The 13,727-nt window shown below is 49.7% G+C and carries 2 protein-coding genes (1 of these 2 running past the window's edge); both read left to right on the forward strand.

The window, feature by feature from the left end:
• Window positions 1-11,389 carry the 3' end of a non-ribosomal peptide synthase/polyketide synthase gene (locus EAE93_RS07590; protein WP_214039425.1) on the forward strand. Its footprint begins 37,727 nt before the window's first position, so the window shows 11,389 of its 49,116 coding nt (coding positions 37,728-49,116); its start codon lies off the left edge, out of view; the stop codon is at window positions 11,387-11,389.
• A gap of 406 nt (window positions 11,390-11,795) precedes the next feature.
• Window positions 11,796-13,724: a threonine--tRNA ligase gene (gene thrS / locus EAE93_RS07595; RefSeq protein ID WP_036775941.1), complete on the forward strand. Its 1,929-nt coding sequence runs from the start codon at window positions 11,796-11,798 to the stop codon at window positions 13,722-13,724.
• The last annotated feature ends 3 nt before the right edge of the window (window positions 13,725-13,727 follow it).

Raw genomic sequence — 13,727 nt, forward strand, 5'->3', positions numbered from 1 at the left:
TGAGGAGACGTTGCCTCAGTTGGTGAATATGTACGGTATCACCGAGACCACGGTTCACGTCACTTACCGGGCACTGGGCCGCCATGATGCAGAACAGACAACGAGTCCTATTGGCACGCGTATTCCGGACTTAACCCTCTATTTGTTGGATAAGTATGGTCAGCCAGTACCGTTAGGCGCTGTAGGTGAGTTATATGTTGGCGGGGCCGGTGTGGCACGGGGTTATCTCAATCGTCCTGAACTGACTGCGGAGCGCTTTCTACCGAATCCGTTCAGTAGTGAACCGGATGCCCGGATGTATCGTACCGGGGATTTGGCCCGTTACCTGCCGGATGGCAATCTGGCGTTTCTGGGCCGAAATGACCAGCAGGTGAAAATCCGCGGTTTCCGCATTGAGCCGGGTGAAATCGAAGCCCGATTAATGGAACACCCGGCGGTGAGTGAAGCGGTTGTACTGGCGCTTGGCGACGGTCAGGACAAACGGTTGGTGGCTTATGTGGCGGCAGAAGTGGATGAGGCGTTAATTAATCATCTGCGTACTTACTTAAGTGCGATTTTACCGGATTATATGGTGCCGACAGCGTTCGTCTGTCTGGATGTCTTCCCGTTGACACCGAACGGCAAACTGGATCGACGGGCGCTACCGGCACCGGGGGAAGATGCCTTTGCCCGTCAGGTTTATGCCGCGCCGCAAGGGGAAACAGAAACCCTATTGGCTGCTATCTGGAGCGAGTTGTTAGGCATTAAACAGATCAGCCGACACGACAGTTTCTTTGCTTTGGGAGGCCATTCATTGCTGGCGGTGCGAATGATTGAACGTTTGCGTAACGCGGGGTTAACGCTGGCGGTGCGTGATCTGTTCCAATCCCCGGTGTTGTCCGCATTTGCTCAAACAGTAGGGCAGTCACAAGCGGTGGTGGTGCCGCCGAATGTCATCACCCCGGCAATCACTGCCCTTGCACCTGAGATGTTGCCATTGATTGATCTAACTCAGACTGAGATTGATCATATCGTTGAACAAGTGCCGGGTGGGGTTGCTAATATTCAGGATATTTATGCCCTGTCGCCGTTACAAGACGGTATTCTGTTCCATCATCTGTTGGCGAATAAAGGTGATCCGTATCTATTAGTCAGTCAGACGGCTTTCGCTGACCGATCTCTGTTGGACAGTTATTTGGCGGCAGTGCAACAGGTGGTTAACCGCCATGACATCTTGCGTACTGCTTTTATCTGGCAAGGATTATCAGCACCGGTTCAGGTAGTCTGGCGTCAGGCGCGGTTATCAGTGACTGAGTTGACGTTGGATTCCGTTGATGGACCGGTTTATGAGCAACTAATTCAACGTTTTGACCCGCGTCATCACCGTCTCGATTTGAGCCAAGCCCCCTTGTTGCGCTTTATGGTGGCGCAAGAAACGGATGGTCGCTGGATTGCCCTGCAATTGCAGCATCATCTGATTGGCGATCATACGACGCTGGAAGTGATGAACCGCGAAGTTCAGGCGTACCTTACCGGGCGGGAAGAGAACTTGCCTGCGCCGGTCCCTTTCCGCAATCTGGTGGCTCAGGTCCGGTTGGGAGTGAGCCAGGTCGAACATACCCGTTTCTTTACTGACATGTTGGCTGACGTGGATGAACCGACGCTGCTATTCGGGTTAACGGAGGTACATCGAGATGGCTCGCAGGTGACAGAATTGCACCGGATGTTGCCCGCCATATTGAATAATCACTTGCGTAGTCAGGCCCGGCGTCTAGGCGTCAGTTTGGCGGCGTTGTGTCATCTGGCTTGGGCACAGGTGTTGTCACGTATCAGCGGACAAGAGAAAATGGTGTTCGGCACTGTGCTGTTTGGGCGGATGCAGGGTGGGGAAGGCGCTGATAGCGGCATGGGACTGTTTGTCAACACCTTACCGTTGCGACTGGATATAGATGATACCCCGGTGCGAGACAGTGCACGGTTAGCCCATACTCGGTTAGCCGAATTGCTAGCGCATGAACATGCTTCACTGGCGCTGGCTCAACGTTGCAGTGGAGTGTCGGGGGAAACGCCCCTCTTTAGTACTTTGCTGAACTACCGGCATAGTGCGCAGCCGATCACCGTAGATGAAACTATCAGCGGTATAGAATCCTTTAATGGGCAGGAACGTACCAACTATCCGTTTGTGCTATCGGTGGAGGATTTTGGTCACGCTTTGGGATTGACTGCACAGGTGGTGCAACCATTTGATCCAGAACGGATATGCGGCTATATGCAACAGGCGCTGGAGAGTTTGGTGGAAGCACTTGAACAGGAGCCGGAAACACCGGTACGGACACTGAATATTTTGCCAGAAGTGGAACGCCGGTTGTTGCTAAAAACTTGGAATGCGACTGAAACTGTCTACTCTGAGCAGTTATGTATCCATCAGTTATTTGAACAACAAGTGGAGAAAAACCCGGATGTCACGGCACTGGCGTATGAAGAACAGACGTACAGCTATGCGGAACTAAATACTCGTGCTAACCGACTGGCTCATCAACTGATTGCGCTAGGTGTTGCGCCAGACCAGCGAGTAGCGATTTGTGTGACACGTTCATTGGCGATGGTGGTGGGCTTGCTGGCGGTGTTGAAAGCGGGAGGGGCCTATGTTCCACTGGACCCGGCTTATCCAGGGGAACGTTTGGCACATATTTTGACTGATGCAGCACCGGCTATTGTGCTGGCGGATAATGTCGGATGTATCGCACTGGGTGAGGAGGCACTGGCAGGACTCACTGTGCTGGACCCGAATATTTTGCCTGATCAGCCGGACAGTAACCCGCAAGTGACCGCACTGACTGCGCAGCATCTGGCGTATGTGATTTACACTTCGGGTTCAACTGGCACACCAAAAGGCGTGATGATTGAGCATCGTGGGCTAATTAATCTTGTTCAGGATAAAATCGCCCAGTTTGACATTCGCTCGGATAGCCGGATGTTGCAGTTTGCCTCGTTGAGTTTTGATGCAAGTGTTTGGGAAATCATGATGGCGTTGGGGAGTGGGGCTTGTCTGATTATTGCTGTCGATATCGTCCGTCAGGACCCGCTTCGTCTCTGGCATTATCTGGAGCAACAGTCGATGACTCATGCCTGTCTGCCCCCGGCACTGCTCCGGGAAAGGATCGATTTACCGGAAATATCGATAAGACCTACGTTGATACTCGGTGGTGAGGCACCTAGCGCAATGCTGCTTCAGGCACTGAGTCGTCGGGCGACGGTGTTTAATGCCTATGGCCCGACAGAAATCACGGTGTGTGCGACGACCTGGCGTTGTCCGCCAGACTACACGGATACGTTAGTGCCTATCGGCTATCCGACGGCGAACACCCAGATTTATTTGTTGGATACCTACGGCCAGCCAGTACCATTGGGGGCCGTGGGTGAATTGTATGTGGGTGGTGCGGGGGTGGCGCGTGGCTACCTTAATCGTCCTGAACTGACGGCTGAACGCTTCTTAGCTGACCCGTTTAGTGAGATGCCGAATGCGCGGATGTATCGGACTGGGGATTTGGCCCGTTATCTGCCAAACGGCAATCTGGAATTCCTAGGCCGCAATGACCAACAGGTCAAAATTCGTGGTTTCCGTATTGAACCGGGGGAAATCGAAGCCCGACTGATGGAATACCCAACTGTGCAAGAGGCTGTTGTGTTGGTGCTAGGTGATGAGCAGGGCAGACGGTTGATAGCTTATGTGGTGGCAGAAGCGGATGAGGAGTTAGTTAATCGTCTGCATACACACTTGAGCGCAATTTTACCGGATTATATGGTGCCAGTGGCTTTTGTACGCCTGAATGCCTTCCCGCTGACCCCGAACGGTAAGCTGGATCGTCGCGCATTACCGATACCGAGGGAAGAGGCTTTTGCCCGGCAGATTTACGCCGAGCCGTTAGGAGAGATGGAAAGCACATTGGCGGTTATCTGGCGTGAATTACTCGGTGTTAATCGGATTAGCCGGTATGACAACTTTTTCGCTTTAGGCGGCCATTCGCTGTTGGCAGTGCGGATGATGAACCGGATAGCGGCGTTGGGGATTGAATTACCGCTGTCCACGTTGTTTAAATTCCCGACCTTAGCCGATTTTGCTGAAGCGATGAATACTCGATTTGATGAACAGAGCAGCAAATTACCAGCTATTATCCCGCTATCCCGTGAGGGTAAATTGCCGTTGTCATTTGCACAACAGCGTCTGTGGTTCCTGGCCCAGTTTGAAGGAGTGAGTGAAACTTACCATATTCCGGTGGCATTGCGTTTACGTGGTCGGCTGGACATCGCTGCTTGGCAGCAAGCGCTTAATACGCTGTTTGCCCGCCACGAAGCGTTACGCTCTATCTTCGTTGCTGTTGATGGTCAGCCACAGGTGGAGTTGTTGCCGGCGGAATCAGGCTTACTGATGAAAAAATATGATCTGCGGGATACACCTGATAGGGATGCGCAGCTTGCGTTTCTGTCTACTCAGGAAGCCGGGACGCCGTTTGATCTTGCCCGCGGCCCATTAATTCGCGCCAGTCTGGTACAACTAGCTGACGATGACCACGTTTTCTTGCTGACTTTACATCATATTGTTTTCGATGGCTGGTCTGTCAGCGTGTTAATGCGTGAATTGAGCACCCTTTACACCGTTTTCTTGGCAGGGCAATCAGATCCGTTGCCACCGTTAGCGATTCAATATCCTGATTACGCCGCTTGGCAGCATCAGTGGCTATCGGCTGAACGCATACAGACTCAATCTGACTATTGGCGCACAAGGCTGGCTGATGCGCCGGTACTGTTGGATTTACCTACTGACCGGCCACGTCCACCTCAGCAGTCGTTTGCCGGGGCTTTATTGCCCGTCAGTCTGGATACGGAATTAACCCAATCCCTCAAACACCTCAGTGAACAGCAGGGCGTCACTTTATTTATGACGTTGTTGGCTGCCTGGGGGACAGTTCTGTCACGCTTGTCAGGTCAGGAAGATCTGGTGATCGGTACGCCGAGTGCGGGCCGTAATCGGCAGGAAGTGGAATCTTTGATCGGTTTCTTTGTGAATACGTTGGCGTTGCGGATGGATTTATCCGGTGCGCCAAATGTAATGGAATTGCTAGCGCGTGTGCGGCAAACCGCGCTGGCGGCACAGGAGCATCAGGATCTGCCGTTTGAACAGGTAGTGGAAGTCGTACAACCACCGCGTCAACTGGCGCATACCCCATTGTTCCAGGTGATGTTTGCCTGGCAGAGCAATGAAAACAAGGGTTGGATGTTACCCGGACTGGACGTTTCACCTGTTGAACAAACTTTTGATGGGGTTAAATTTGATCTTGAACTGAGTTTATCTGAGGTGGATGGCCGAATTGTTGGTTATCTGAATTATGCCACAGCCCTGTTTGATCAACTCACCATTGAGCGACAGGTGGGATATCTCCATACCGTACTGAGAGAGATGGCAGCTAACCCACAACAGCCGGTCGGGAAAATTAATATCCTGACCGAGGCGGAACGCAAGCTGTTACTGGAAACCTGGAATGCAACCCAGGTGCCGTATCCTGACCAGTTATGCATTCACCGGCTGTTTGAGCAACAGGCAGAGAAAACCCCTGATGCAGTAGCACTGGTGTATGAAGAACAGATTCTCAGCTATGTGGAATTAAATGCCCGTGCCAACTGGCTGGCCCGCCAGTTAATCGAACAGGGGATACGGTCGGATGATCGAGTTGCAGTGCTGTTAGAACGCTCTATTGAGCTGGTTGTGGCTCAGTTGGCTATTCTCAAAGCCGGGGCTGTTTATGTGCCGATCGATCCCCGCATACCGGACGAACGGAAAAACTGGTTGATAAACGATTGTTCCGCCAGATTATTGCTCACTGATATCCCGGTTGATTTGAATATTCCCCAGTATTGTCTTGCTGATGAGATGGGCATTATCAAGGAGGAGGATTACCTTAATCTTGACTTATCCCGTTCCAGTACTGAACTGGCCTATATCATGTATACCTCCGGCTCGACCGGCACACCAAAAGGGGTAATGGTGCCGCATCGTGCGGTGGTTCGGCTGGTGATTAATAATGGGTACGCTGAAATCGGGCTGGATGATCGGGTGGCTTTTGAAGCGAATCCGGCTTTTGATGCCAGTACTTTTGAAGTCTGGGCGCCGTTGTTAAATGGCGGCTCATTAGTGGTGATTGATCACGCCACCTTACTGACGCCTAAAGAATTCGTCCAAACACTACAGAGTTATCGTATTACGGTGCTGTGGTTGAGTGTCGGGCTGTTTAACCGGTTGGTGACAGCGTTGTCTCCGGTGTTGCCACAAATCAAAATTCTGATTGTTGGCGGTGATGTCCTTGATCCCCATGTGATGGCGCAGGTTCTGCGTGATAGCCCGCCTCAACAGTTATTGAATGGCTATGGACCAAGTGAGGGTAGCACCTTTACCACCACCTATCGTATCACGACGTTGCCATTGGGAGTGACTCGGATACCTATTGGTCGGCCAATAGCCAATACACGAGTTTATCTGTTGGATACTTATGGTCAGCCGGTGCCGCAGGGGGTAACCGGTGAGATTTATATCGGTGGTGATGGTGTTGCTTGTGGCTATCTCAATCGTCCTGAACTGACCGCAGAACGTTTTCTGCCTGATCCATTTAGTGGTGAACTAGATGCTCGCATGTATCGAACCGGGGATTTGGCCCGTTACCTGCCGGATGGCAATTTAGAGTTCCTAGGCCGCAATGATCAACAGGTGAAAATCCGTGGTTTTCGCATTGAGCCGGGGGAAATCGAGGCTCGGCTAATGGAACATCCGGCGGTGAGTGAAGCGGTTGTATTGATACTAGGTGACGGTCAGGACAAACGGTTGGTGGCTTATGTGGAGGCAGAAGCGGATGAAGAGTTAGTTAATCACTTGCGTACTCATCTGAGTGCCATTTTGCCGGATTATATGGTGCCGGCAGCGTTTGTCCGTCTGGATTCCTTCCCGCTGACGCCAAACGGCAAGTTAGATCGTCGGGCGTTACCGGCACCGGAAGAAGAAGCGTTTGCCCGGCAGGTTTATGAAGCGCCGCAAGGGGTGACAGAAACCACATTGGCCGCTATTTGGAGCGAGTTGTTGGGTATTGAACAAGTCAGTCGGCATGACAGTTTCTTTGCGTTGGGTGGTCATTCATTGTTGGCGATACAGATGATTGAGCGTCTGCGTAGTGCGGGGTTAACGTTGGCGGTGCGTGATCTGTTCCAATCTCCGGTACTGTCCGCATTTGCCCAAACAGTAGGACAGTCTCAAGCGGTGGTGGTACCGGCGAACGTCATCACTCCGGCGGCTACAGCACTCACGCCTGAGATGTTGCCGTTAATTGAGCTGACCCAACTTGAGATTGACCATATTGTGGAACAAGTGCCGGGGGGAGTGGCTAATATTCAGGATATCTATGCCCTGTCACCGTTACAAGATGGCATCCTATTCCACCATTTATTAGCGAACAAGGGCGATCCATATCTGCTGGCCTATCCTATGAGTTTTGCTGATCGTTCGTTGCTGGATTGTTATTTGACGGCAGTGCAACAGGTGATTGATCGCCATGATATTTTGCGTACTGCCTTTGTCTGGCAAGGATTATCAGTTCCGGCTCAGGTAGTCTGGCGTAAGGCACCGTTATCAGTGACTGAGTTGACGTTGGATTCCTCAGATGGACCGGTTTGTGAACAACTGGCTCAACGTTTTGATCCGCGTCAGCATCGTCTTGATTTGGGTCAAGCACCACTGTTACGTGTTGTTATTGCACAAGAAACGGATGGTCGTTGGATCGTATTGCAGTTGCAGCATCATTTGATTGGTGACCATACTGCAATGGAGGTGATGAATCGCGAAGTTCAGGCGTACCTCGCCGGGCAGGGGGGCCGCTTGCCTATTCCGACTCCTTTCCGCAATCTGATAGCTGAGGCCCGGTTGGGGGTGAGTCAGGTTGAACATACTCGCTTCTTTACCGATATGTTGGCAGGGGTGGATCAACCGACGTTGCCATTCGGATTGATGGAAGTACATCGGGATGGTTCACAGGTGGCACAATCACACCGGATGTTGCCCGCCACGTTGAATGGCCGTTTGCGTAGTCAGGCTCGGCGTCTGGGAGTCAGTTTGGCTGCGTTATGCCACTTGGCTTGGGCACAGGTATTGTCACGTACCAGCGGACAGGAGAAAGTGGTGTTCGGTACCGTGCTGTTTGGGCGGATGCAGGCAGGACAAGGAGGTGACAGCGGCATGGGACTGTTTATCAACACCTTGCCGTTACGACTGGATATGGATGATACCTCGGTGCAGGACAGTGTACGGGCAGCACATGCCCGGCTGACTGGATTACTGGAACATGAGCACGCTTCACTGGCATTGGCTCAACGTTGCAGTGGGGTACAAAATGAAATTCCACTCTTTAGTGCTTTGTTGAACTACCGACATAATGCGCCAATAATCGCCACGGATGAAGTTATCAGCGGCATTGAATTTCATGGCGGGCAAGAGCGCACTAACTATCCGTTTGTTTTGTCGGTGGAGGATTTTGGTAATGCTCTGGGGCTGACGGCACAAATCGTTCAACCGATTGATCCGGAGAGGGTATGCGGTTATATGCAACAGGCGCTGGAAAGTCTGGCAGCGGCGCTTGAACAGCAGCCGGAGGCTCCAGTACGGTTACTGAATATTTTGTCGGCAGCAGAAAAGCGGCTGTTGCTGGAGACCTGGAATGCGACTGAGGCGCCATATCCTGACCAGTGTTGTATTCACCAGTTGTTTGAACAACAGGCAGAGAAAACCCCTGATGCGATAGCGCTGATGTATGAAGAACATATTCTCAGCTATGCGGCATTAAATGCCCGTGCTAACCGGCTGGCCCGCCGGTTAATCAGGCAGGGGATACGGTCAGACGATCGCGTGGCGGTGCTGTTAGAGCGTTCTATCGAACTGGTGGTAGCTCAATTGGCAATCCTTAAAGCCGGGGCCGTTTATGTGCCTATCGACCCCCGAGTGCCGGACGAGCGGCAGCATTGGTTGATAAACGATTGTTCAGCCAAATTGTTGCTTACAGATATTCCGGTTAACTTGGATATTCCCCTGTATTGCTTTGCTGATGAGATGAGTGATATCGAAGAGGAGGATTACCTTAATCTTAACTTACCTCGGTCCAATATCGAGCTGGCTTATATCATGTATACCTCCGGCTCGACCGGTACGCCTAAAGGGGTGATGGTGCCGCATCGTGCTGTGGTTCGGCTGGTGATTAATAATGGCTACGCTGAAATAGGGCCGGATGATCGGGTAGCTTTTGAGGCTAACCCGGCTTTCGATGCCAGCACCTTTGAAGTTTGGGCGCCATTGCTAAATGGCGGAACTTTGGTGGTGATTGATCACACGACTGTGTTGACGCCTAAAGCGTTTGTCCAAGCATTACAAGCTTATCGAATCACAGTGATGTGGTTGAGTGTTGGGCTGTTTAACCGGTTGGCGGCAGAGTTGGCTCCGGCTCTTGCGCAACTTAAGATCCTGATTGTCGGCGGCGATGTGCTGGACCCGCATGTGATTGCGCAGGTTCTGCGTGATAGCCCGCCTCAACAGTTATTGAATGGTTATGGGCCGAGTGAGGGTACCACTTTTACCACTACTTACCGTATCACGGCATTATCATTGGGGATGACCCAGATCCCCATTGGTCGACCGATAGCCAATACGCGGGTTTATCTGCTGGATGTCTATGGTCAGCCGGTACCTCTGGGGGTAGTAGGGGAGTTGTATATTGGGGGAGCAGGTGTAGCGTGTGGTTATCTCAATCGCCCTGAGCTGACGGCTGAACGCTTCCTTGTTGATCCCTTTAGTGATTTACCTGATGCCCGCATGTATCGGACCGGGGATTTAGCCCGTTACCTGCCGGATGGTAATTTGGAGTTCCTTGGCCGTAACGATCAACAAGTTAAAATCCGCGGCTTCCGCATTGAGCCGGGTGAGATTGAGGCTCGATTGGTGGAACACTCAACGGTACAAGAGGCCGTGGTGTTGGTGCTAGGTGATGGGCAAGATAAACGTTTGGTTGCTTATGTCGTGGCACGACAGGATGAGGGACTGGCTAATAGCTTGCGCATTTACCTGAGTGCCATTTTACCGGATTACATGGTGCCGTCGGCTTTTGTGCGTCTGGATGATTTTCCGTTGACCCTTAACGGTAAATTGGATCGTCATGCACTACCTGCCCCAAGCAATGAAGCTTTTGCCCGGCAGATTTATGAAGCGCCACAAGGAGAAACGGAAACCGTATTGGCGGCTATTTGGTGTGAATTACTGAGCGTTGAGCAGGTCAGCCGGTATGACAATTTCTTTGCCTTGGGTGGTCACTCATTGTTGGCTATGCGGATGATAAATCTTATAGCTAATCATGGATTTATTTGCACATTGAATGATCTGTTTCAATTCCCTGTGCTGTCTGAACTGGCAGCAAAAATGACATCAGATACGTTGTCTCAACCGCGAAACAGTGCAATATCGGTGCGACTTGGTGGAACGGGCCTGCCGTTATTCTTTGTGCCTAGCGGGATGGGTGATTATTCCTATGTGTTCGGGTTGTCTCAGCAGCTTCATTCAGGCTACCCGATTTATGCATTGCCGTGGCCATCCATAAGTGAAGAGCCGATGTCGACTATGGAAGAGCAAGCCGCAAGAATGATCCACTTTATGAAAGTGGTTCAACCGGAAGGTCCATATCAGATATGTGGTTACTCTTCCGGTGGCATATTGGCTTATGCGATTGCCCAGCAACTTCTGTATTCTGGTGAAGCGGTTAATTTCCTTGGTCTGATAGATACGCCAGTTCCTCATTATTACAGGCCGCGGATAACGCCGCCAAAATTCCAATTTTTTATCGAGTTGGCAAGACAAGCAGAAGACGGACATATTGAAGAAATTACGGCACTGTACCAACAAATTGATGAATTAGATTTGGTGCAATTTATCGAAATGGCGCAGAAATTGGCGTTATATCCGGCAAATCTGCGTGCTGATTTAATCGCAAGACGTTGGGAACAGATAGCAAATTATGCACAAATAGTTAAAAACTATGAGCCGCAAGTATCGGCGATAACACTGCATCAATTCTACGCAATGGAGCCTTCTCCACCTGTATCTGTTGTTATGGAAACTAATGCTATGGATACTAAAGTTATGGATGTTGAATCACCGCCTTTAAACAGGGATATGTCGTTAGGCTGGGCGCGGATATTGCCTGATTCTTCGCTTCGGTTAATTCCAATTTCGGGTAACCATTTTAGTATGTTGGAGAATAATGAGGATAGAGCTGTTTTAGTTCAGGCTTTAAATATGGCGTTGGCGGAGGGGGGTGACGAGGAAGTTCAGTAATGGCTTAAAAGAGACTAAACGATCCTGTATCCATATGTATGATAATCCGGCATATATAACTTATGCCGGATTTGTTCTATGTGTGTTTTGAAGAGCATGTTATCTGTTTTTCCTTAAAACATATTATTTCATTATAAAATTATTTTTTATAGTTTGTGCATTTGCATAAAAATAAGTGCAAATGATTGTACCTACACTAAACATCGCCGTGACCTGAATGGTTGTTGGTGGTATATTTTCGCGATGTTTAGGTATTGAAGGCAGTCACTTTTTACATTGTGTACCAATTTTAGTACCAAACTTTAATGGATTGACGAGATAATAATTTAAATCGTTATTTTAGTTGAATATCAAACTCCTTCAAGTGACCTTTCGTGTGGGTCACCACTGTAGATAAGGATTTTAAATGCCTGTTGTTACTCTTCCTGACGGTAGCCAACGCCAGTTTGACCGTGCCGTTTCTGTAATGGATGTTGCCTGTGATATTGGTCCAGGTTTAGCGAAAGCATGTATTGCTGGCCGCGTAAATGGTGAGCTAGTGGATGCTTGTGAATTAATCGATTCAGATGCAAATCTTGCCATCATCACTAGTAAAGATGATGCAGGGCTGGAAATTATCCGCCACTCATGCGCTCATCTATTAGGCCATGCGATTAAACAACTATGGCCAGATACGAAAATGGCTATCGGTCCGATTATTGATAATGGTTTTTACTACGATGTTGATATTGGCCGTGCTCTGACGCAGGAAGATATTACGCTGCTTGAAAAGCGTATGTTGGAACTTGCCAAAAAAGACTATGACGTCATCAAGAAAAAAGTGAGCTGGCAAGAAGCTCGTGATACTTTCGTTGCTCGTGGTGAGGATTATAAGGTACAGATTTTGGATGAAAACATCAGTCGTGATGATCGTCCCGGCCTCTATAATCATGAAGAATATATTGACATGTGTCGTGGCCCACATGTGCCAAATATGCGTTTCTGCCACCATTTTAAGTTGCAGAAAGTCGCAGGAGCATATTGGCGTGGTGATAGCAACAATAAAATGTTGCAACGAATATACGGTACCGCGTGGGCTGATAAGAAACAGCTCAATACTTATCTGCAACGTTTGGAAGAAGCGGCTAAACGTGACCATCGTAAAATTGGTAAACAATTAGATCTGTACCATATGCAGGAAGAAGCTCCTGGTATGGCATTCTGGCATAACGATGGTTGGACTATTTTCCGTGAGCTGGAAACTTTTGTTCGCACTAAACTGAAAGAATACCAATATCAGGAAGTTAAAGGTCCGTTTATGATGGACCGTGTAATGTGGGAAAGAACGGGTCACTGGGAAAACTACGGTGAGCATATGTTTACCACTTCTTCAGAGAACCGTGAATATTGCGTTAAGCCGATGAACTGCCCGGGGCATATTCAGATTTTTAATCAAGGCTTAAAATCCTATCGTGATTTGCCGTTACGTATGGCTGAATTCGGTAGTTGTCACCGTAATGAACCATCGGGGGCATTACATGGTTTGATGCGTGTCCGTGGTTTTACTCAGGATGATGCTCATATCTTCTGCACAGAAGAGCAAATTCACCGGGAAGTCAGCAGTTGCATTAAGATGGTGTATGACGTTTACAGCACTTTTGGTTTTGAAAAGATCGTGGTTAAGCTGTCAACCCGCCCGGAGAAGCGCATTGGTACTGAGGAACAATGGAATCAAGCGGAAGCAGCTTTGGCGGCAGCACTACAAGAAAATGGCGTTCAATTTGAATATCAGCCGGGCGAAGGCGCCTTCTACGGACCGAAAATTGAATTTACTTTGCATGATTGTTTGGATCGTGCGTGGCAATGTGGTACTGTGCAGCTCGACTTTTCACTACCAGGCCGTTTGAGTGCGTCCTACGTAGGTGAAAATAATGAACGTAAGGTTCCTGTAATGATTCACCGTGCGGTTCTAGGTTCACTGGAACGGTTTATCGGCATCCTGACCGAGGAGTATGCGGGTTTCTTCCCGACATGGATTGCTCCACAGCAGGTGGTAGTGATGAATATCACCGATAACCAGGCTGATTATGTACAGGAATTAGTAAAAAAACTTCAAGATGCGGGCATTCGTGCAAAAGCAGACTTGAGAAACGAGAAGATTGGTTTTAAAATCCGTGAACACACTCTTCGTCGTGTTCCCTACATGCTTGTCTGTGGTGAAAAAGAGGTCGAATCAGGAAAAGTTTCCGTTCGTACCCGCCGTGGTAAAGATTTGGGTAGCATTGATGTTAACGAGTTCATCGAAAAACTGCTTATAGAAATACGCAGTCGCAATCTTCATCAATTGGAGGAATAAGGT

Source organism: Photorhabdus akhurstii (assembly GCF_018448925.1).
Classification (GTDB): Bacteria; Pseudomonadota; Gammaproteobacteria; order Enterobacterales; family Enterobacteriaceae; genus Photorhabdus; species Photorhabdus akhurstii.